A 23031-nucleotide genomic window follows, 5' to 3' on the forward strand; every position below is an offset into this window, starting at 1 on the left:
CCTTTAAGTAATTTTGTCGATCGCTCTAGCGATCAGGCTTGTGATAAAAATTTCGGGAGATGCCCTGATGTGACTAAATTAACCGAAGCACATCGTGATATCACTCTGCCCAGAGAAGGGAACGGCAGTATCAAAAGCGTCTATCCACTGATAGAGCTACTTCAAGGCTTCTTCGAGTTTGTTTTGTTCCCAGAGCGATCGATACAGTCCGGCTTGGTTAATCAGTTCAAGGTGAGTGCCGATCTGCACAATGCGCCCTTGATCCATCACAAAGATGCGATCTGCCATTGCTGCGGCGGAAAGTTGGTGTGAAATGAATACCACCGTTTTGCGAACGGTTCCTTCAGAGAGGTTTCTTAAAATCCGCGTCGCAGTCTGATTGTCCACGCTCGATAAGGCATCGTCCAAAATCAGAATCGGGCTATCGACTAAAAGCGCCCGTGCCAAAGCTGTTCGCTGGCGTTGTCCGCCGGACAAGGTAATGCCGCGCTCTCCAACGATCGTGTCATACTGCTGCGGAAAGTTCAGCACCTCGCCGTGAATTTGAGCAATTTTCGAGGCAAGTTCAACCTCAGACTGATCCGCCATTGGCTTACCGTATCGAATGTTATTGCGAATCGTGGTGCTGAATAGGAAGCTTTCTTGGGGCACGTAAGCGATCGCGCCACGTAAGTCTTCTAATCGCAGTTGAGTAATGTCGTATCCGTCTACAAATAGCTGATTTGGTGAGATGTCTAACAGTCGCGGTAATGCGTTCGCTAAAGTTGATTTACCGGAACCGATCGCACCAACGATCGCAACCGTTTCACCCGGAGAAATGACAAAATTAATCTGATCCAAATTAGGACGAGACACGCCGGGATAGCGAAAGGTTAAATCCTGAGCGCTTAGCTTTCCTTTTACTTGCGCTAACGGTAAGGGAATCGCATCTGAAGCATCTTTAATCGTGGGTTCAACCGAGAGAATAGCTTCGATACGATCGATACTCACTTCTCCGCGCTGATATGCCGTAATCGTAAATCCAAGGAGTGCAGTCGGAAACGCCAATCGCTCGACGAAAATCAACAGCGCAATAAAATCTCCAACCGTGATTTCGCCCCGCGAGATTAACCCACCCCCAAACCACAGCAAAATTAATGCACTGCCATACGAGATCGCTTGCAAAATTGGGAATAACGTAGTCCGGGTCAGTGCCAGTTTGAGATTGGCATTCAACAGCGATCGATTGTATTCCCGGAATGCGCGGCGCTCGTTTTCTTCCTGACCGTAAATCTTAATCAGAGCGATGCCGCTCATGTCTTCCTGCACCAGTTCGCTCAGCGTCGAGAGTTCTTCCTGCACGGTTAACTGTTGCGATCGCAGCCTGTTACTAAACAAACTGACCAAGAGCAACATAAACGGATACACCGAAAGCGCTAATAAACTCAACTTAGCGTTGATTGTAACCATCGCAGGCAGCGTTAACGCATACGCGAATAGTGTATTTGCCAAACTGAGAACCGCAAAACCTAAAAGACGACGAATATTATCGACATCACTGGTAGCACGGTTAATTAAATCACCAACGGTATTCGCTGCAAAGTATGCAGGTTCTAACTTCAGGAGATGATTAAAAATCTTTTGCTTCAGGTCAAACTCAACCTGACGACCGACACCGAATAGCAGAATTCGGGATGCCATTCGCACTGCCCACATCACCGATGCCAGCACCAGGATCAGCACAGCATAAAACAAGATCTGGTTCACGCTGAAGGCAACACCGAGTTTATCGACAGCATCGCGAATCTGGAGCGGAATATAAATCCCGATCGCATTCACCACCAACAGCGCCAAAACTCCTAAAGTTGCATCCCGCCAGTGTGGGCGAAGATATGACCCTAGTTTTTGCAGCGGGGAACGCGATCGCGCCATGATTCTACCTACCATCGAAACTTTCTCATGGTAGCGCGAATAAAAAAGCAAATTCCACGAGAAAAAAGGAGAAGCTTTCGCCTCTCCCCCTAGCTTTCAGCCTTTAGAGCGTTTAGAGCGTCGTCCGAACCGGACGAATCCAACCTCGTAAGAAATAGTAGATAGAAGTCAGATACTCGTTAATCACTTTAGAGCTGAGCGATAGCGCATCAATACTGGGTAACAGATCGGCAATCTGCAAATTGCGCTCGACCACATCCCGCCCTTGCGCCCGACCTCGGAATGCTTCTCGCGGCGGCAGCGTAAAGAAATTCGTCGGACGGGGAATCACCGTGAGCGGCACGTTATTGCTATTGAACTCGCGATTAAACGTCAAGGCTGCTCGATTCATCTCGATCGCAGAACTAATCAACACCAACTGATTGCCGAAATTGATACCTCTACGCCGCAGTTGCTCACGCACATTCACAGCGCTATTTTGAACCGTTGGGCTGTTGGGGTCGGCAATAATATCTTCTGCCGGAACCCCCAATCCTTGCAGAAATCGCCGCGCATCTGCGGCTTCTGAAACATCATCGTTGGTTTCTCCAGCTTTACGCACCCGCTCCGGTCGGCTCCCGGCGCTGACGATGACGATCGGATCAGTTCCGCGTCCTCGCTCTTCTCGATAGACCTGATTTGTATAAGTCAGAATATCGCCGCGCTCGGTCAGTTGCACGGGCTGATCGGCGAGGACTGGAAATGCGCCCGCAGGAATCTGGGCAGGCGGCGGAAACAAGCCCGGAGTAGGAAGAGCCGGAGCTGCTGGAACAGGTTGCGATCGCGGTCGAACTTGCAGTTGAGTCGTATCCTGCGCTAGGGCAACGATGACGCGCCGCGCTCCCGGTGGTAGGGCGGCAGTGGCAGCAGGGCGGGCAATGTCGATCGCTTCAGCTTCGGCGCGTTGTGCCAGAAAATACGACACGGCTGGAATACTCAGAATTAACAAGGCTGGAATCGCAATCCGCAGCAAGACTAATCCGGTTCTCGATAATTTTCCACCCCGCAGCAGTTCTGAAAATGCGACTAGGAGCAAAATTAGGATAATTCCGAGGGGACTAAACGGAATCGCAATAATCCGAAAAATATCGCCGACTAGCCCTTCTTGGGGCGACCCCCGATAAAACGTGAATGCTGCTACGCCCACCAGCAGCAGCAGCACCAGTCCACCGAGAAAGGGTCTGGGTAGCACCCGCAAGAGAACATACCAGGCAAATAGACCCACCACGACCCAGAGTAATACCTGAGTCAATAAAACAAATACATCAGTGACTAATAGAATCATCTATTCAATCCCTTATATCGCGCTACTCCTCCTCACCCCTAAATGCGATCGTTAAACGATTAAATTTAGGGACACACTTTATCGCTTCAAGATTACCCGTAAGTAGTAAATTTCATACGTAGAGTGGTTGATATGTTGAATGATTCGATCGTCACCCATCGAACTCTCTAATCTTAGACTTGGGCTGGAAAATGAACTGTTTCAAGACTAGGATTGTACCTAAAATTGCTAGATTGTAGGAGGTTTTCGGGCTGAGCGATAGATTTCTTCTCGAATTTGCTGACAAGGGAACCTCTGTGTTCTGAAAATGAATCTAAACGGCTCTGAAACGATCGCAGCATTGTTTCAATCGGGTTGCAAGCGCCGAAGGGTGTATGGGAGGAATCTTCAAATGGAGCTAATTTTGGCAGGAATTGTATTTACGGTGATTTTGTTTTTGGTGACTCGCGATATCTTCAGATAGGGCGATGGAGTGAAGAACCGGATGAAGTTTGCGTCTTTCTAGCTGAATCTGAAAGCGCAGTTTGAAATAAAAATAATTCTAAAACTGGGCGAGGGTTTATTATGTCATCTCAAAAGCCGATCGTATTAGTCACAGGTGGAGCCGGATATATCGGTTCTCATGCGGTTCTTGCTCTGCAAAATGCAGGGTATGAAGTGGTTGTTTTCGATAATTTGGTTTACGGGCATCGCGATATTGTGGAATCGGTTCTGAAGGTGGAACTGATCGAGGGGGATACGAACGATCGTGAGCTGCTGGATCAGGTGTTTGCCTCGCGTCCGTTTAGTGCGGTGATGCACTTTGCGGCGTATGCCTATGTGGGTGAGTCGGTGACGCAACCGGGTAAGTATTATCACAATAATGTGGTGGGGACGCTGACGCTACTCGAAGCAATGGTGGCGGCGGGAATTAAGCGTTTTGTCTTTTCTTCGACTTGTGCGACTTATGGAGTGCCACAGGTGGTGCCAATTCCCGAAGATCATCCCCAAGATCCGATTAATCCCTATGGCGCAACGAAGCTGATGGTGGAGCGGATGTTGGCGGATTTTGATCCGGCGTATGACTTTAAATCGGTGGCGTTTCGGTACTTCAATGCGGCGGGGGCTGATCCAGAAGGTCGCTTAGGCGAAGATCACCAACCGGAGACGCATTTGATCCCGCTGATTCTGATGACGGCTTTAGGACAGCGCGATTCGATTTCGATCTACGGAACAGATTATCCGACTCCGGACGGGACTTGCATTCGGGATTATATCCATGTGACGGATTTGGCTGAGGCGCACGTTTTGGGCTTGGATTATTTGCTCAAGGGCGGCGATTCTCAACTGTTTAATTTGGGCAATGGGAATGGGTTCTCGGTGCGGGAAGTGATCGAAGCAGCGCGGAAAGTGACGGGGAAACCGATTCCGGCGATCGAGTGCGATCGTCGTCCGGGTGATCCGCCTGCATTGGTCGGGAGTGCAGAAAAGGCGCGATCGATGTTGGGATGGAATCCTCAATATGCAGATATCGAAACGATCCTGACCCACGCTTGGGCATGGCATCAAAAACGACACGGGTAAGATTACCGAAACTTAGATTCCGCACGATCGCTCTCGATGAGCAGATCTGCGGATTTTTTGTGCGATCGCGATCAAAACTGTGCCACCTACAGATTCTCTCAGTACACTACTAGTGTTAATCAGCACAAGGCTCTACTCAACCTCATTGACACTGGGGATGACAGCTACGGCGAATGTACTGAACGACAACACTAAGGAAAGACAATGAGATATGCAATTCTAGGCGCAGTCGCGATCGTCCGCCCTGCAAGCCCAACGATGAACTGAAATTGCTCATCGGATCACTAAAACAGTTCATCGGATCACTAAAACTGCTCATTGATGAACTGAAATTGCTCATCGGATCACTAAAACTGCTCATTGATGAACTGAAATTGCTCATCGGATCACTAAAATTGCTCGTTGATGAACTGAAATTGCTCATCGGATCACTAAAATTGCTCGTTGATGAACTGAAATTGCTCATCGGATCACTAAAACAGTTCATCGGATCACTAAAACAGTTCATTGATGAACTGAAATCGCTCATTCAACGAAAAAAGATCCTCCGATCGCGTTTGCCGCAACGATCGACCCATTCGATCTGGGGAACGATAGATTTATCGTTTAGCGATGCAAAAACTTGCATCTACCCGAATGACCCTAGTAAAAACCGACAGCAGCACCAACAGCAAAGAACCGAGTACCCCTTCGATTTCCCTTCAGTTGATTGAATCTAGCGCTTCTGCCATCCCAGAAGGTTTAAGTCAAAACGATCGCGATGTCATTCTCAACGTGATTGCCGAGATCCGCAAGATGATGCCCTATTTGCGGGACATTAGCGCCGAAGAGCGTAAAGCGATGCTGGGGATGGCAGATGCTAATCGCGTCTTTGCCGGAAAAGTCTTAGAAGTCATTCAGCAAAATGCAGATTTTTTGCCACGATCGTTTGATGTCGCAAAATTCGATCGCGACTTAAGCACCTACGATCGCCTCAATACCGTCTTGATGGCATTGACGCAACTACGCGATCTCGTCGATGCCACGACCATTGCGATCGGCTCAGAAGCCTATGAAGATGCCCTCACCGCTTATCGTCATGCCAAAGCCAGCGGTCAAGGAGCCAGCCTAGAAGCGATGGTCGCAGACATGGGACAGCGCTTCCGCAGAACCAAAAAGAAAGCCGCCAAACCCAGCGAAACCGCCTAGAAATGACACCAGGGATCGAGCTTCGATCCCGATCGACTGTTCCCCTGCAAATCGCGAAAACACTCTCAGAATCTTACCCCCGTTTTCATCATCGATTCCTCACTTTCCCGGAGATGCACAAAACAGCGAAGTAGAAAGACCCCAGTACAATACAGATACGAAATTTGTGTGAGAAGAGGAACCAACGTGGAAACCGCAGCATTAACAACGATCGTCCAAGAACTTGCAGAAACCACGATCGCTGCCACGGAAACGATCGAGCAACTGTCAGGGCGCATTGACACGATCACCACGCAAGTCGATCAGCAAGGTGAACAAATCTTTGCATTAACCAACGCGCTGCAAACCTTAACCGACAACCAATCCACGCTAGTTTCCCACATTGCCCACCTCACCGAAACCCTAGAGCGAATCGCCGCGTCGTTAGAGTCAAGAAGCATGTCGTAAGTGAGTAGAAGCCCCTAAGAAACGTTTTATACTAAAAACCTCAGTCAATGGGTCAAGCTGAGCGAATTTAGATCACAGCCTTACCCGATCGGGTAAGTGATTTTAGGGTCAACTCTGCGGCACACTCTATATCAGGGTAATGAGGACGGCAACCATGACACGAGCAGAACAAATCGCATCCGACTTGCGATCGCGGCTACAAACCGAACTTCCACGCAGCAACGACACCAACCGCGAGAGCATTATCCGATGGTTGCTCGGTGAGGATCTCGATCGCTTCGATAGCTACACGCCAGAGCGCCTTGATATCGAAATTCAGGCAATGGATTACCGCTATCGCATTCTGGTGCAGCGCTACTATGAAGCGCCCCCCCAGCGTGCTTATAAGAACTTAATCCAGCGTCTAGGAAGCATCTTTGTCATCAGAAATAAAATTAGTACCTGGATTGCCTTATCCCGCGATCGTCAAACCACTGTGATCGATGTCCTGCAAGAAGTGATTCAGGACTTATTGCAGAACGATAAATATATGCAGGAGCAGGTCAGCTGGATTGCTCAATGCACCAACGATCCCCGGCTTCGCAACGCGATCGTTCTCACCGCCACCGAGGAATATTGTCTCCGGCCGATTCGCAATCAGCCGCTACTCGTCTATCGCTTTGTCAATTACCAAAAGCGCACCCAGCGCGGCGGCATGACCCAAGTTCCAGCCGCCGACTTTATCCGCCTAGTCTCCGAAGAGATTGCACCGGATGATTCCGAAGGGTCAGTCAGCTTGCTCGATGGGCAGGCGGTGGCTCAGTTTCAGGAAGAGCAGAGCCTCCAGCAGCAGCAAGAACTCCGAAGCGAGATCGTGCAGCAGTTTGAGAGCTATCTCACCGAAAAAATCGGAGCGGAGGCGGCGCAGTGGCTCCGACTGTATTTGCAGGGTAAAACGCAAGAAGCGATCGCGCAGCGTCTCGATATGCCAATTAAGCAAGTATATCGATTGCGCGAGAAGGTGAATTACCATGCGGTGCGAGTGTTCGCCCAGAAGAGTCAGCCGGAACTGGTCACAGAGTGGCTAGGGCGATAGAGGGGTTCGCTGCGATTGGGGCAGCTATCCGCCCCAGTCGCAGCGAACTAAATATCCACAGGTTGCTTCCCAGCCACCACAGGCGCGATCGCGCTCAGCTTCAACTCCGGATGATCCCCTTGAAGCTGCTGACAATTCCACTCATTGCGGAACAGCAAGACCGGACGCTCCCAGCTATCTTTTACAGCAAGCGTGTTAAAAATCCGCCCCACTTTTTGCAGGGCTTCCCAACCGCCATCCACCCAGCGCGCCACCGTATACGGCAGATACTCAACGGTCGTCTCCACTCCGTATTCGTTTTGCAGCCTGAATTGCACCACTTCCATCTGCAACTGTCCAACCGCTGCCAAAATCGGATCGCGCTTCGCTTCATCCGCCGAATACATAATCTGAACCGCCCCTTCTTCACGCAGTTCAGAAACACCCTTACGAAACTGCTTGAACTTCGACGGATTCGGATTTCGCAAGAACGCAAAGAGTTCCGGCGAGAAACAAGGAATGCCCTCGTACTCTAGTTTCTGTCCCATGTAAATCGTGTCCCCGATCGCGAACACCCCCGGATTATTCAACCCGATCACATCCCCCGGATACGCTTCTTCGATCACTTCCCGATCTTGAGCAAACAACTTCTGAGGACGCGATAACCGCACCGTTTTCCCGGTTCGCGCATGGCTCACCACCATATCTTTCTCAAACTTGCCAGAACAGACCCGCACAAAAGCGACACGATCGCGGTGTTTCGGATCCATATTCGCCTGAAGCTTAAACACAAAGCCAGAGAACTCCGGATACGTCGGTTCGATCTCACCTTTGGTACTGTGATGCGTTCCCGGCTTCAGCGCATAATCCAAGAACGAATTCAAGAACAACTCCACCCCGAAATTCGTCATCGCACTCCCGAAAAAGATCGGAGTCATTTGACCGTTGTGAATTGCATCGAGATCGAATTCTGAACCGATCCCTTCAATCAGTTCCAATTCGTCCTTGAACTGATAATAAAGATCCTTCTCCAAAAGCGCTTCGATATTCGGATCACCTAAATCGACCACCGTATTCGCCGCTTCTCGCTTTCCGTGCAGACTGCGCTCAAACAAGTGAATCTGCCGAGTGCGACGATCAAACACGCCCTTAAACTGATCGCCCATGCCGATCGGATAATTCACCGCATAAGTCTGCATCCCTAACTCTTGCTCAATCTCATCCATCAGTTCGATCGGAGAGCGTCCAGGACGATCGAGCTTATTCACAAAGGTAAAAATCGGCAGCGATCGCATCCGGCAGACTTCAAACAACTTGCGGGTCTGAGGCTCCAAGCCTTTCGCCGCATCGATCAGCATCACCGCATTATCTGCTGCCGCTAGAGTGCGATACGTATCTTCACTAAAATCTTGGTGTCCGGGCGTATCGAGCAAATTAATCTGACACGCCTGATACTCAAATTGCAGCACCGTTGAAGTGATCGAAATTCCCCGCTGTTGTTCCATCGCCATCCAGTCGGAGGTCGCGTGGCGTTGAGCACGACGCGCCTTGACTGCGCCCGCTTCGTGAATCGCTCCTCCGTACAGCAGCAGCTTTTCGGTCAGAGTCGTCTTTCCGGCATCTGGGTGAGAGATAATCGCGAAATTTCGTCGCCGCTCTACGGCTTTTTGCAATTCGGATTCAAGTTCGATCGCCATGCTGGTGTCTCTAAGTTAATGCGGGAAATGTTAGTGCGGGAAGTCCCAGTACATCACAATACTTTAAAGATAGCGACAAATTCAGCGCGATTGTCGCTAGATTCAGAAGCGATAAGTTGAATCTGAACTCATGCAAACCACCGATCGCCAAAAACTCCTCTCTGCACTCTGTCACGGCTCAATTTTCTTCAGCGCCACGATCGTATCCATTGGCATCCCGATCGTCATTCTGCTCATCACCGACGACTGGGTAATTAAAGACAACGCCCGCGAAGCACTAAACTTTCATATCAATTTGTTCGCTTATGGCATTCTGGCAAGTCTTTTCTTCGCCACTGTCATTGGCATCCCGATCGCGCTCATTCTCGGAGGCGGACTGCTGATCTGTAGCTGGCTACTGCCGATTCTCGCGATCGTCAAGGTGCTTGATAATCCAGGTCAACCGTACCGCTACCCATTTATCCTCCGATTACTGTAACTTCACCTACTATTTGTAATCGCTTCGTGAAATCTTCATCGAACAAACTAAAAACTAGACAGTTTTGCGAATAAAATATTTCCCAAGGGTACGTGAATCTACCAGCCTGCTTTGGTTAATTGTTAAACTTCGCAAAAAGTTAGGTCGTGGAGATTCCGAGCGATCGTGCTTCAGTGCGGTTTCTCTTGGTCAGTCATGAGTAAACGAGTGAATAACGGGATTGGGCAACGGTGTTGCCTTATTTTTAGTGAGAATATGTCCGAACGGAAAAACCTGAGCGGTAGGAGAAGCAACCATGTGTACTAATTCTTTGCCGAATCTGGTCGATTCGTCGGCATCCCTGCTGGGTTTAAGCTCTACTGCTGAAAACAAACCGTTGCAGACCTCGATCGCGCCACAAAATCAAGGACTTCGATCCGCGCTCCAACCCGGCAGTGCTTCTACAGTTACAACTCTACTTTCTCGCAACGCCGCAACGGGCGCAGCGCAAATCTGGTCGGTGAATGGCTCTACCCCCGTCACTCGTCAAGACTTGCCCACCGAAACCGATGACAACTGGCAAGTTTCAGGCATTGCTGATTTTAACCGCGACGGACAGCAAGACTTACTGTGGTTTAACTCCCAAACCGGAGCCGTCAGAATCTGGCAACAGAATAATGGGGCGGTTCAATCGATCGCGCTTGGCACCGCCGGAGGCGGAGGTTGGTACATCGGAGGCTTAGCCGATTTCAACAGCGACGGCTCTACGGATATCATTTGGCACAATCGACGCGACGGACAAGCAGCCCTTTGGTTTCTCAACAACACAAGGCTTGCATCTGGAGCGTTTATCGGCTCCAGTGGGGCAGGCGACTGGCGGGTTCAAGGCATCGCCGATCAGAATGCCGATCGCGCTCCCGATCTAGTTTGGTTCAATCCCAGCACAGGAGAAACCGCGACCTGGTTACTCAATCAGGGAAAACTGGCTCAGGGACTATTCTTGAATCCGGCTCCCAGCAAAGATTGGAAGCTGTCAGGCTTGGGAGACTTCAACGGAAACGGCAGTTCCGACTTGTTTTGGCGCAACGATCGCACCGGTGAAACACAGTTTTGGTTATACAACGGCATACAGCGCACGGGAATTAGAACCGGAAACTCAATCAGTTCCGATTGGCAGGCTTTAGCCGCAACCGATCTTAACCGCGACAGCACGATCGATTTACTCTGGCGCAATTCCTCGACCGGAGAACTACTTGCCTGGTTTGTGCAAAACGGCAGTGTCAGCAATTCTGCGACCGTCCTGACCGAATCCGAATTAAACTGGCAGCCGATCGCCGCGCTCGAACGCTCGACCTCCCCACTCATCACGCCCACGCAAACGGTTTCGCCCCCCAAAGCCCCCATCAGCAACAGCAGTCTAGCCACCGCTGAAAACCAAGCGCCAACCTTCTCTCGCCGCGATCGCGTCGATGCAAATAACCTCAATGATTTCTATCGCTTTACGATCGGGCAGTCTGGCATTTTCACGGCTGGGCTGACTGGACTTACAGGCGACGCAGACGTGCGTTTGATTCAAGACGCAAATGGCAATGGCGCGATCGACAACGGCGAAATTCTGGCATGGCAATGGGAACGCGGCTTAAAAGACGAATCAATTCGCAGATTCATCGCCCCCGGCGCTTACTTTGTACAGGTGCTGAGCTACAACAATCAAGCCGCTGATTTTACCGTTTCTACAAACTTCACCGCCGCTGCCAGTGATGATCAGCAGTTCCGCATTCAGCTAAATTTTGCCGACTCTCTAAACGGACTCACCTCCGCAGCGCGAGATGCGATTAATCAAGCCGCCAAGTTTTGGGAAAGCGCAATTCTCAGCAGCAGCGCCATCACTCAGTCGAACATCCTGCTGATCGCGCTCATCGGACAGAACCTAATGGCTCAAGACGGCACAGCAGATGCCGGAACGCTAGCGCTATCTGGGCCTTCGCTGACACTCGATGCCGCAAATAATCTTGTAATCACTCGCGGCAGTAGCACCTTAAACACACGCAGACTCGCCGAATTTAACGCCAATCCGCTTTATCTGCGTGACATCATGATTCATGAATTCGCGCACGTTCTCGGCTTCGGCACGATTTGGCAACCCTTACGCTTCTCGTTTACGGACGGCTCAACCGAAATCGCTGGAAAAGACTGGATCGATCGCGCCACTGCCACCTATCGCGCAGATAGCTACGCAGGCGCAGCATACGGCGACCTGATTGGCACCTTTACGCCGACTGCAATTCCGATCGAACCGCAAATCTTTTATCACTGGGATGAGACGCGATTTGATACCGAACTGATGACCCCATTCGCAGAAGTCAATGGCACACTGATGCCAATAAGCAGCTTGACGCTCGGATCGCTGCGGGATTTGGGCTGGAACGTGAATTTTGGCGCAGTCCAACCCTATTCACCACCCGTAAACGCCGCAATCACCGCTTCTACCCCTGGAACTCAATCTACTTCTCAAAAACCCTCTGCCCGACTTGCCGCTTATAAATGTAGTTGCGGTCGTTGTCTTGCCGCAGCCCGGACAGAATTGATTGCACCGAAATTAACCGACCAGATTGCAGCTTAAAACAAAACTGCCCTGCACTCGAATGAGCAGCAGGGCAAGGGACAGTTAAACGCTAGGTTTATTATGGCTAGGCAAAACCCGGATCAGGCAGGGAATTTGGGACGGTTATTAGAGTGTCCATTCTGCGCGGGGAATTGCTTCGGGAGAACGCACACTAGGAAGCGCCAGTGTGGGCTGGAGTCCTGAAGATTCATCATTTTATTGACATGACGATCGCGCTTTTAGCAGCGCTGATGTCTTTATTTAGACCATTCTTGATATCTGAGATCGCAGCTTTCGGGCTGCTTTTTTTTGGCAATCGGGCTGCTTTTTTTTGGCAAATTGTACTGACCTGGAACTTTACCAGTACACTAGACGCGAATCGAGTTTTCGGGCGCTATGCAATTTCTTTCCCCGCTGTACGCCGTTTTTCTGCTGTGTGTGATCGGAGTGTTTTGGTCGGCACGATCGACGTGGCTACGATCGTGGCTGCTGTTTCTCACCAGTTTGGTCTTTTATGCGTCGCTGCAAGCGCAGTATATTCCGCTGTTGCTGGTGGCGACAGGGGTTAACTACTGGTTAGGGCGGGCGATGTCTGTGCCGCTTGATTGGAGAATCGAAGATTGGCAGTTTGCTCAGGCAGATTGGAGTCGGCGGCGACTGCGGGTATTGGGTGGCGGCATCTTTCTCAATGTACTGTTGCTGCTTGGATTTAAGTATGTGCCGTTTATTTTTTCGACGATCGGCACGACGTTTAACCTTCCGAACCTCCAGCAGAACGCAAATTGGGCAGATGTGCATTTGATCGCGCCGCTGGGAATTAGCTTTTTTTGTTTTGAGTGTATTGCTTACCTAGTGGATGTTTATCGCGGTGCGCCTGCGGCAAAAGGATTTCTCGATTTTGCAGCGTACAAACTATTCTTTGCGAAATTAATCTCAGGCCCGATTACGCGCTACCACCCATTCGCAGCTCAGTTCAGCGCGATCGCAGCGCCAAAAATGCCCCAAATCACCGAAGGACTCTGGCTCATTGCCTGCGGCGCGATTAAAAAGGGGTTGGTTGCCGATCGCCTGAATGGGTTAGTCAACCTCAGTTTTGACAACATCCAAAGAGCCGGGAGTACAGATTTGTGGATCGCGATCGTCGCCTATGGCTTTCAGCTTTACCTCGATTTCAGCGGGTATGTCGATGTAGCGCGGGGGAGTGCGTTGCTGTTGGGGATTGAGCTACCGGAGAACTTCAATTTTCCTTACCTAACCACAAGTTTGGCTGACTTTTGGCGGCGTTGGCACATGACGCTGGGCGATTGGCTGCGAAACTATCTTTATTTCCCGCTGGGTGGATCGCGTCAGGGATTGATGCGGACTTGTCTGAATTTGATTCTGATCATGCTGATTGCGGGAATCTGGCACGGAGCAGCCTGGGGGTTCATCGCTTGGGGTGGAATTCACGGCTTAGGGCTCGCGATTCATCGGATTAATCACACGATCGCTAAACAGTTCACCTGGATCGAGGTGTTCTGGTCAAGTTTGCCTGGTGTACTGGTGGGATGGGCACTGACACAAGGATTGGTGTTTGTGTCCTGGGTGTTCTTCCGCCTGCCGAATGTCGATTCAGCTTGGCAAGTGTTGCAGCGCTTATGGGGCTACACTGCCGACGTGCAGTATGCCCAGAAGGTTTACGGGGAAGCAGTCGGACTGTATCCACTGCAAATTGCCATTCTGTTTGCGGCGATCGCGCTGGTAATGCTGCTGACTTATACCTTGCAGCGGGGATTAAAGCTAAATCTGACTTGGCATCTGAAATTGCTGCTAATTCCGATCTACTTCTACATCGTTTGGCAGCTTGCCCCAGAGGCAGGAAGCCGATACATTTACTTCGACTTTTAGGCGGATAATGCTGTTTTTTGCTGCATGATTTAGACAGTGGAGTACCTAGACATTTCTATTTTCTATGAAGAACCAACGCTCTGAAGACACAGTGAGCGATCGCGCTGCTGAGGACGTAACGGAAATTCGGCATTGGGGAACGGTGACGCTTTTAGAAGATGCGAAGCGCTATCGGATCAACCGAATTGAGATCAAGCCGGGAGCGCACATCAGCACTCAAATGCACTATCACCGCAGCGAACATTGGATCGTGGTTTCTGGAACGGCAAAAGTAATCTGCAACGGCGAAGAGAAAATGGTGATGCAGAAGCAATCCACCTACGTACCGATGGGAACGCCGCATCGAGTGGAAAATCCAGGTGTGATTCCGCTCGTGATGATCGAAGTGCAGAACGGTGAATATCTGGGTGAGGATGACATTGTTCGATTTGAAAAAGACTCGAACGTTTGATGCGCCTAAGCAATTGAGTTGCTCGGTTGATTCGTCGAATATGCTTGTAGAGCGTGTGGCACTGAAGCGGCACCTAGTTTTTTCGATCGCCAATCCGACAAAATAAAATAATGTCCTTAGGATGGCTAAATTAGAATAACTATCTTCATATCGTCGCTCCTTACACAACGGTCTACTACCTATGGTTTCTACTTTTTTGAGTTCACCTTCGGTTGATCTCTCTCAGATTCGACTTGAGATTCGATCACTCCAAGCCCAACTGGTCACTTGGCGCAGACAATTACACCAGCGTCCAGAACTCGGTTTTCGAGAAGAGTTAACCGCCGAGTTTATCACCGAAAAACTCAAGCAGTGGGGGATTCCCCACCAAACCGGAATTGCAAGAACGGGAATTGTCGCAACGATCGCGGGAAATCGCCCCGGTCGCGTGTTAGCGATTCGCGCCGACATGGATGCGCTACCGATTCAGGAGCAGAATGAGGTTTCGTATAAATCACAGCATGACGGCGTGATGCACGCTTGCGGACATGATGGGCATGTGACGATCGCGCTTGGAACTGCTTATTACTTGTCCCAGCATCGCGATTTTCCGGGTACCGTTAAGTTCATTTTTCAGCCTGCGGAAGAAGGGCCAGGTGGGGCAAAACCGATGATCGAGGCAGGCGTTCTCAAAAATCCAACGGTTGATTCGATTATTGGATTGCATTTGTGGAATAATTTACCGCTCGGAACGGTTGGCGTTCGGACAGGCGCATTAATGGCAGCCGTTGAGACGTTTGAGGTGATTATTCTGGGTAAAGGTGGACACGGCGCAATTCCGCAGCAAACGATCGATTCGATCGTCGTCGGGGCGCAAGTGGTAAATGCGCTGCAAACGATCGTGGCGCGAAATATTGATCCGATCGAGTCTGCGGTTGTCACGGTGGGTGCCTTTCACGCCGGAAATGCTTGTAATGTGATTGCCGCCTCAGCCCACCTTAAAGGAACTGTGCGCTATTTCAATCCGAACTATGCAGGCTACTTTAAGCAGCGGATTGAGCAGATTGTAGCGGGTATTTGTCAGGCGCATGGAGCGACTTACGAATTGAATTATCAGCCGCTGTATCCGCCCGTGATCAATGATGGTGCAGTTGCGGACAGGGTGCGATCGGTGGCTGAAACTGTAGTCGAGTCGCCGATCGGCGTTGTGCCAAACTGTCAGACGATGGGCGGCGAGGATATGTCATTCTTTTTGCAGGAAGTTCCAGGCTGTTATTTTTTCCTGGGTTCTGCCAATTCAAAAATTGGACTAGATTATCCACATCATCATCCGCGATTTGATTTTGATGAGACGGTCTTGGGAATGGGTGTTGAAATCTTTGTCAGGTATGTAGAGCAGGGTTGAAACTTGAAGATTTCGCGAGAGGGGCAGGAAGCCCCTTTTTTATTGTATTCCTTTTATTGAGAGTAAGACTCAATAATATTAATCTTCGTAATAAAAGAAAACCGAGGATTCAAGCGCTTTTTTGTACGGTTAACCCGCTCAAATTATACGGATTCTCTAATGCAACCTAAACTCAGAATGACTATGATTTGAATATTGAAGCTGAGACGACACACCAGCTAGACAAGTTTCCTCACAACTCATTCTGGAGAACTTTCACATGGCTTTTGAATTGCAACCGCTCCCTTATGCTTACGACGCTCTAGAGCCTTACATTGATGCCACTACGATGCAGATTCACCACGACAAGCACCATGCTGCTTATGTGAATAACTTGAACGCTGCGATCGAGAAGTACAGCGATCTGCAAAGCAAGTCGGTTGACGAACTCGTGACTGATCTAAATCAAGTTCCTGAAGATGTGCGGACTGCGGTTCGCAACAATGCCGGGGGGCACGTCAATCACACGATGTTCTGGGAAATTATGGGGTCGAATGGTCGAGGTGAGCCGACAGGTGCGATCGCCGAGGCAATTAATAATACGTTTGGTAGCTTTGATGCCTTCAAGCAGCAGTTTAATGATGCGGGCGTGAAGCGATTTGGTAGCGGTTGGGTTTGGTTAGTTCGATCGGCTCAAGGCGATCTCAAAATTATTTCCACACCGAACCAAGATAGCCCACTGACTGAGGGACATACCCCGATTCTGGGTAATGATGTCTGGGAACACGCTTACTATCTGAAATATCAGAACCGTCGTCCCGAATACCTCAACGCTTGGTGGAATGTATTGAACTGGGAAGAGATCAACCGCCGATTTGATGCAGCCTTTAGCGGTCGATAAGCTGCCTGTGATTAGGATTACTGCCTTGTATGATCCTAATCACTCAAGGTATGATTGACCGCAGACATACTGTAGAAGACTCAACTTTAGCCGAGTCATCAACAGGGAACACACGACTGACCGACAGGTTTCTCAGGAAGCTGTCGGTTTTTATTATTGTACAGTGACCCATTTTTGGTCAGGCGAGATCGCTGACCTGCGACACATCCATCGTCCACGCAACAATAGACTGCGATGACGAACTCCTCGATAGAATAACGTCTCACCTGCTTTTGTCGTTTGGTTTCGATCGAAAGCTTAAGAATGGGGCTTTCCTATGCTGATCTGAAAGTTGCACATCGCCTAAAGTTGCCTTCTATCGCATTGCGTTTGCGATCGCCTCCTTTAAGGTCGAAACCACATCACCGATCGCAACCTCTTGTACTGCTTTGGTCGATCGTGCCACCAGTTCAACTTTGCCATCTTTCAAAGATTTACCTGTCACAATCCGGTAAGGAATTCCAATTAACTCCGCATCTTTGAATTTGACTCCTGCTCTTTCATTGCGATCGTCGAGCAAGGTTTCAACGCCTGCTTGATTTAACTCGGTATACAGCTTTTCTGCTGCGCTGACTTGATCCGCGTCGTTCACATTCGGAATCATCACGATCGCATGATAAGGCGCGATCGCAACGGGTAAAATAATTCCATCCTTGTCGTAAGACTGCTCAATCGCAGCCTGAGCCAATCGCGAGACACCAATTCCATAGCAACCCATGACCAGGGGCATTTCTTCGCCCTGCTCATTTGTATAGGTTGCATTCATCGCTTTAGAATACTTGGTTCCAAGCTGAAAGATGTGCCCGATCTCGATTCCGCGTGCAGTTTTTAGCGTTTGGGTTGGATCGTGAGCGGCACGATCGCCGACTTTCGCTTTTCGCACATCCACGACCCGATCCGGTTTCTGAAATTCTTTGCCCCAGTTGGCACCGACTACGTGATAGTCAGAGTCATCTGACCCTGTAACAAAGTTCTCTAAATCGACGGCAGTTTGATCAATGAATCGAACAAACTTCGGTGCAATATCTTTGCTCGGTTGAATATAGCTATCAGAAATCCCAGGAGAAATATAGCCAAGCGGTAGCGATTTTGCTGCCCACTTTTGCTGAGTTTCCGCATCAGGAACCGTGAGCGAAATGATCGTTTTTCCACCGAAACGATCGGCGATCTTTGTCAGTTCATTCTGCAATTTCACATCATTCACATCTTGATCACCTCGGATGTGAACTAATACTAATGCCGTCATGCCACTATCGAATACAGCTTGATAGAGAACATTTTTAACCACATTAGTCGGAGAACACTTCAAGAATTGGCAAAGCTTCTCGATCGTTGCCGTTCCCGGTGTTTCTAATTTCTTGTAGTTTGTAAACGGTGAAGCTTCCGCATCGGGGGGAAGGGCGATCGCTTTCTCTACGTTTGCCGCGTATTTGCCATCATCGGTGTAGAGAACTTCGTCTTCTCCTGCTTCTGCTAACACCATAAATTCTTGCGAACCAGAGCCACCGATCGCGCCTGAGTCTGCATCGACCGCACGAAATTCTAAGCCTGTTCTGCGAAGAATATTGCAGTAGGCATCGTGCATTTTTTGATAGGTTTTCTTCAGCCCTTCTTCATCAGCATCAAACGAATACGCATCTTTCATGATGAATTCTCGCCCCCGCATTAAACCGAATCGAGGACGAATTTCATCGCGGAATTTCGTTTGAATCTGATAAAGATTTTGCGGCAGTTGACGATAAGAGCGAATCATATCGCGAGCGATCGTCGTAATCACTTCCTCGTGCGTGGGGCCTAACCCCAGTTCGCGCTCCTGGCGATCGACCAGCGCAAACATAATTCCTTCTGCTTTCGTATAAGTATCCCAGCGTCCCGATTCTTTCCACAATTCCGAAGGCTGCAACTGCGGCAATAGGGTTTCTTGTGCGCCTGCTGCATTCATTTCCTCGCGCACAATTTGAGAAATCTTTTGCAGCACCCGCCACATCAGCGGCATATACGCATAAATCCCGCTACCAATCCGCCGAATATAACCCGCCCGCACCAAAAGCTTATGGCTGGGAATTTCTGCCTCTGCTGGATCTTCCCGCAAAGTGACCAGTAGCATCTGAGATAGCCGCATCAATCGTGCCCTTCGTTTCAAAAAACCACACTCTATTCTAAAGGGCATTGGCGAATTAGACTGAAGCACGATCGAGCGCTCGATCGCGTTTTTTCACCGTCCGCCGTTGCTGAGTCGGATTCATGCGCCGTTCTAAATAGCTAAAGCCCTGAGACGAAAGTAGCGTTAATGCAAGATAGATCAGCGCAACGATCGCATACAGTTCAAACGGTCGATAGTTCTCAGCCACAATCAATTGCCCGCGTCGGAATAGTTCTTCAAATCCGATGACTGCGACCAAACTGGTATCTTTCAGCAAAGTAATGAACTCATTCCCCAACGGCGGCAGCATCCGACGAAACGCTTGCGGAAAGATAATATGTCGCAAAGTTTGGGTCGCATCTAAACCGAGCGATTCCGCTGCTTCGGTTTGTCCAACGTCGATCGACGCAATTCCCGCCCGCACAATCTCAGCAATGTAAGCCGCACTGTTCAAGCTCAAAGCGACCACCGCAGCAACAAAGCGATCGAACGTAAATTCCAGCCCGAGATCTTTGACCACCGCAGGAATACCAAAATAAATCATGAAAATCTGAACAATCAGCGGTGTTCCCCGGAAGAAATCAATGTAAGCCCTTGCTAACCATCGCAGCACACTAACTTTAGACAATCGAACAATTCCAATCAGCGATCCTGCCACTAAGCCGATCACCACTGAAATCGCAGCCAATTGAATCGTGACAATTGCTCCCGTGAGTAAGGCTGGCAGCGCATTTTGCATCACGGTGAGCCAGTTCGATCGCGCTTGTTGTTCCCCGGTCGCAATCGTCTCAGGCAACGCTGGCGGCTCAGCATTAAACCATTTTCGATAAATCTCAGCATAGGTTCCATTGTTCAGAATCGTTCCCAGCCCTTGATTGATCCGGGCTAAATCCGGCGAATCTTTTGGAGTTGGAATACCGTAATACTCAGAAGTTAAAAGCTGATTGCTAACTCGCAGATTCTTTAAGCTCCCAGTTTTAAGTGCATATTGCAAAATTGGGGCATCGTGAACCACTGCAACCACATTGCCATTGCTCAGTTCTTGCAGTGCTGACACAGCTTCATTAAATGTCCGAATCTGAGCATTCGGAACCTTCTGGGCGGCGAGAGCACCTGTCGTTCCGATTTGAACCGCGATCGATTTACCTTGCAGGTCTTCAAGCGTATTAATATTCGGCGTATTGGTGCGAGTGGCAATCCCTAAACCTGCCTTGAAATAAGGACGAGAAAAAGAAACAACCTGCGATCGTGCAGGTGTAATCGTAATCGCTCCGACTGCTGCATCGACAGTTCCCGCTTGCAAAGCTGGAATAATGCCATCAAACGAGATGCTTTGAAAATCCACCCCAAATCCGGCAGCTTTCCCCACCGCCCGAATGATATCAATATCAAATCCCTGTAGTTCTCCCGACTGGCTGCGAAATTCAAACGGCGCGTAAACAGGCTCAACGGCAACCGTTAACGTCGATTGACTCAGTGTGCGGACTGGATGCAAAACCACAAGCAATGTACAAATCAAAGCTAGCCAAATCGATCGCGCTTTCAGCATAAGAATTACTTTGAATAATTTTTTATTAATCAATCAGTTTGAATCGATCTAACTCTGTCTAAAGAGATATGTATCGACCTCAAAACGCAGATACTCTACGTCTTATGACACACGCGATTCAGTTCGACCAGGTTGAAAAGAGCTTCGGTGCGCTGCAAGTGCTAAAAGGTATTAGTGGCTATGTTGCTGCGGGCGAAGTGCTATCCATTATCGGGTCGTCGGGCTGCGGAAAAAGCACCTTACTACGCTGTTTAAATCGATTAGAAGTCATTGATCGGGGACGAATCGTGATCAATGAGCTAGAAATCTCGCGATCGAACCTCTCAAACCATGAATTAAAACAAGTTCGATCGCGCATCGGCATGGTATTTCAGCAATTCAACCTCTTTCCACACCTCAGCGTTTTAGAAAATCTCACTCTAGCGCCACAGCAAGTCCTGAAACTATCTCGACGCGATAGCATCGATCGGGCGCGATATTATCTCCAAGAAGTCGGACTCAGCGACAAAATCGATGTTTACCCCGAACAGCTTTCCGGTGGACAACGGCAGCGCGTTGCGATCGCCCGTAGCCTTTGTATGGAACCTCAAGCCATGCTGTTTGATGAACCCACCAGCGCCCTTGACCCCGAATTAGTCGGCGAAGTTCTATCCGTTATGCACCGACTTGCAGAACGCGGAATGACGATGGTCGTGGTCACGCATGAAATTCAGTTTGCGCGAGAGGCGGCAAGTCGAGTGATGTTCCTCGACCAAGGTCGCGTGATGGAAGAAGGATCAGCGCGAGAAGTCCTGACCAATCCGCAAAGCGATCGTTTAACCGCTTTCTTAAGCCGAATGCGCCAGGCTCAAATCGCATGAAGACGGATATCCCTACACGTATCCCTACACGAATTAGATGATCTTCTGAGAGTTTAGTTTTATGTTAGGGAGTGGTCGCGCAATTTTCTGAGGAAATCATTATGCTAGAGCTATATCAATTTGAAATGTCGCATTTTGCAGAAAAGGTGCGATTGATTCTTGACTATAAAGGCTTGCCTTATCGCAAAATAGAAGTGACACCGGGAATCGGACAAATTGAACTCTTTCAACTGTCAGGACAGCGCAAAGTTCCCGTACTCAAAGACGGCAGTGAGATTATCCCAGATTCCACAGCGATCGCGGAATATCTCGATCGAAAATATCCCGAAAAGCCAATTATCCCAACCGATCCGAAGCAAAAAGGACAAGTCTTACTGATAGAACAATGGGCAGACGAATCGCTCGCGATCAATGCGCGTAAAGGTTTGATCGGTTCACTTTCACAAAATCAAAGCTTCCGCACCGCTGTTCTACCCGCTTCAACACCAGATTTATTGAAGAACTTAGTCGGCGCAATTCCAGGTGAATTTCTCGGTGTACTCGGATCGGGTGTTGGCATGGGGCCTGATGCCGTGAAAGAAGCAACAGACGCACTAAAACGTAGCTTCACCGCCCTTTCCCTCATCTTAATGGAGCAACCTTATTTAGTCGGAGACAGTCCAACTTTGGCAGACTTTGCAGTTGCCGGATTATCAATGTACGCCAAATTCCCGATCGGGGGCTATCTAGATATTCCAGCATCGCTTAAGGGTAAAGGTGTTGCGGGCATTGCCGACGTTAGCATTTTCGATCCATTCTTCAACTGGCGCGACAAGCTCTACACTGATTTCCGCAAAGTTTCTGTCAGTAGCTATACATCCCCAGGTGGCTCAGCTCCAACCTCAATTAATATCGAGTAGAGCGATTGCTCGTCAGGCTTCTTAGGTTGCCTAGATCGATTTTGCCTGACTGTGCAGGGAGAAAACACGGGTTCATCATCGCAGTCTACTGTTAATTTAGACTAAAATTCGGTACTTTCTGTGAGGGGATTCCCTCTTCGGATGATCGACAATGGGCTTAAATCTGAGGAACGCGATCGGAGACGCTAAGCAACTAGGGGGCAACTAAGCTTGTTTAGTCTATCCGGCTAAAAGCGTCCTTACAGGTAGACTGCCTGACTCTGGGGGCTTTTAAGAGTCAGGCAATTTTTTCCATTTCGTTCGACAAGCCCTATCGCCAATCTACAATCCTTCACGAATTGTACAGGTGTTTCGTTTGACTTTGAACGCTCCAAAGCTTTGGTCAAACAACCATACTCCGTGTGAGCCAGAGGCAACAGTATTTGCGGGTGATTTGCGGGTGAACTCAGCAGATGAAAGGTTTCGAGCAGACTGGAAAAATCTTCGTCTGTCGTCGCTGCATTTAAACCACATCCGATCGCCGCTTTTGCAACCAGATTTTGAATTAGTCACTTCGATTAACTGAATGATCGCGATCGCTTCATCGCTGGCTTACAATTCGCTCTCTAGACTGATTCGCTCGATTTTGTGCCAAATTGTTAAGAGAACCTGCCTCTTTTTCCCCACTTAATGCAGATGTTGTCTATAAACAAA

General features: G+C 49.3%; 18 protein-coding genes. 13 read left to right on the forward strand and 5 right to left on the reverse strand.

The annotated features are described in order from the left end of the window. Nucleotides 1-156 precede the first annotated feature (156 nt). Both NC981_RS17500 and NC981_RS17505 read right to left on the reverse strand, forming a co-directional pair. Nucleotides 157-1911 (reverse strand): ABC transporter ATP-binding protein, encoded by a 1755-nt coding sequence (locus tag NC981_RS17500; protein WP_348244235.1) that lies wholly within the window; start codon nt 1909-1911, stop codon nt 157-159. Between the two features lie 112 nt (nt 1912-2023). Then, entirely contained in the window at nt 2024-3235 is a 1212-nt protein-coding gene (locus NC981_RS17505; RefSeq protein WP_348244122.1) for an ElyC/SanA/YdcF family protein, read from the reverse strand. Between the two features lie 564 nt (nt 3236-3799). On the opposite strand from NC981_RS17505, the gene galE reads away from it, so the two are divergent. The 4 genes from galE to NC981_RS17525 all read left to right on the forward strand — a co-directional run bounded on the left by galE (nt 3800) and on the right by NC981_RS17525 (nt 7508). Next, nucleotides 3800-4798, forward strand: coding sequence for a UDP-glucose 4-epimerase GalE (galE, locus tag NC981_RS17510; protein WP_348244123.1), 999 nt, complete (start codon nt 3800-3802; stop codon nt 4796-4798). Between the two features lie 636 nt (nt 4799-5434). After that, on the forward strand, nt 5435-5986 hold the full coding sequence (locus tag NC981_RS17515) for a hypothetical protein (RefSeq protein WP_348244124.1): 552 nt from the start codon (nt 5435-5437) through the stop codon (nt 5984-5986). Nucleotides 5987-6172: 186 nt separating this feature from the next. After that, the gene (locus NC981_RS17520) at nt 6173-6433 is read left to right on the forward strand and encodes a hypothetical protein (RefSeq protein WP_348244125.1); all 261 of its coding nucleotides are present in this window, start codon (nt 6173-6175) and stop codon (nt 6431-6433) included. Nucleotides 6434-6587: 154 nt separating this feature from the next. Beyond that, entirely contained in the window at nt 6588-7508 is a 921-nt protein-coding gene (locus NC981_RS17525) for a HetZ-related protein 2 (RefSeq protein ID WP_348244126.1), read from the forward strand. A 47-nt stretch (nt 7509-7555) separates the two neighbouring features. On the opposite strand, the gene prfC is transcribed toward NC981_RS17525, so the two are convergent. Then, nucleotides 7556-9184: a peptide chain release factor 3 gene (gene prfC, locus NC981_RS17530; RefSeq protein ID WP_348244127.1), complete on the reverse strand. Its 1629-nt coding sequence runs from the start codon at nt 9182-9184 to the stop codon at nt 7556-7558. 130 nt (nt 9185-9314) lie between these two features. On the opposite strand from prfC, the gene NC981_RS17535 reads away from it, so the two are divergent. The 6 genes from NC981_RS17535 to NC981_RS17560 all read left to right on the forward strand — a co-directional run bounded on the left by NC981_RS17535 (nt 9315) and on the right by NC981_RS17560 (nt 16848). Continuing rightward, a complete protein-coding gene (locus NC981_RS17535) occupies nt 9315-9662 on the forward strand; it encodes a DUF4870 domain-containing protein (RefSeq protein ID WP_348244128.1) in 348 nt (115 codons plus the stop codon). A 295-nt stretch (nt 9663-9957) separates the two neighbouring features. Then, nucleotides 9958-12264 (forward strand): VCBS repeat-containing protein, encoded by a 2307-nt coding sequence (locus NC981_RS17540; protein WP_348244129.1) that lies wholly within the window; start codon nt 9958-9960, stop codon nt 12262-12264. 378 nt (nt 12265-12642) lie between these two features. Further along, on the forward strand, nt 12643-14133 hold the full coding sequence (locus NC981_RS17545) for an MBOAT family O-acyltransferase (RefSeq protein ID WP_348244130.1): 1491 nt from the start codon (nt 12643-12645) through the stop codon (nt 14131-14133). Between the two features lie 64 nt (nt 14134-14197). Further along, nucleotides 14198-14584 carry a phosphomannose isomerase type II C-terminal cupin domain gene (locus NC981_RS17550; RefSeq protein ID WP_190379416.1) on the forward strand — a complete coding sequence of 129 codons (387 nt, stop codon included), beginning with the start codon at nt 14198-14200 and terminating at the stop codon, nt 14582-14584. A 181-nt stretch (nt 14585-14765) separates the two neighbouring features. Further along, on the forward strand, nt 14766-15968 hold the full coding sequence (locus NC981_RS17555; protein ID WP_348244131.1) for a M20 family metallopeptidase: 1203 nt from the start codon (nt 14766-14768) through the stop codon (nt 15966-15968). A gap of 259 nt (nt 15969-16227) precedes the next feature. Further along, entirely contained in the window at nt 16228-16848 is a 621-nt protein-coding gene (locus tag NC981_RS17560; RefSeq protein ID WP_348244132.1) for a superoxide dismutase, read from the forward strand. Between the two features lie 355 nt (nt 16849-17203). Here the strand turns inward: NC981_RS17560 and NC981_RS17565 are convergent, their stop codons facing one another. Beyond that, complete coding sequence (locus tag NC981_RS17565) at nt 17204-19009, reverse strand: proline--tRNA ligase (RefSeq protein WP_348244133.1); 1806 nt, start codon at nt 19007-19009, stop codon at nt 17204-17206. Between the two features lie 55 nt (nt 19010-19064). Next, nucleotides 19065-20579, reverse strand: coding sequence for an ABC transporter permease subunit (locus NC981_RS17570; protein WP_348244134.1), 1515 nt, complete (start codon nt 20577-20579; stop codon nt 19065-19067). 104 nt (nt 20580-20683) lie between these two features. Between NC981_RS17570 and NC981_RS17575 the strand changes: the two genes are divergently transcribed. The 3 genes from NC981_RS17575 to NC981_RS17585 all read left to right on the forward strand — a co-directional run bounded on the left by NC981_RS17575 (nt 20684) and on the right by NC981_RS17585 (nt 22903). Then, nucleotides 20684-21439 (forward strand): amino acid ABC transporter ATP-binding protein, encoded by a 756-nt coding sequence (locus NC981_RS17575; RefSeq protein WP_348244135.1) that lies wholly within the window; start codon nt 20684-20686, stop codon nt 21437-21439. A gap of 101 nt (nt 21440-21540) precedes the next feature. Next, the gene (locus tag NC981_RS17580) at nt 21541-22338 is read left to right on the forward strand and encodes a glutathione S-transferase family protein (protein WP_348244136.1); all 798 of its coding nucleotides are present in this window, start codon (nt 21541-21543) and stop codon (nt 22336-22338) included. Nucleotides 22339-22693: 355 nt separating this feature from the next. Beyond that, nucleotides 22694-22903 (forward strand): hypothetical protein, encoded by a 210-nt coding sequence (locus NC981_RS17585; protein ID WP_348244137.1) that lies wholly within the window; start codon nt 22694-22696, stop codon nt 22901-22903. Nucleotides 22904-23031 lie beyond the last annotated feature (128 nt).

This window comes from Leptolyngbya sp. DQ-M1 (assembly GCF_039962505.1).
In the GTDB taxonomy this organism is placed as follows: domain Bacteria; phylum Cyanobacteriota; class Cyanobacteriia; order Leptolyngbyales; family Leptolyngbyaceae; genus Leptolyngbya.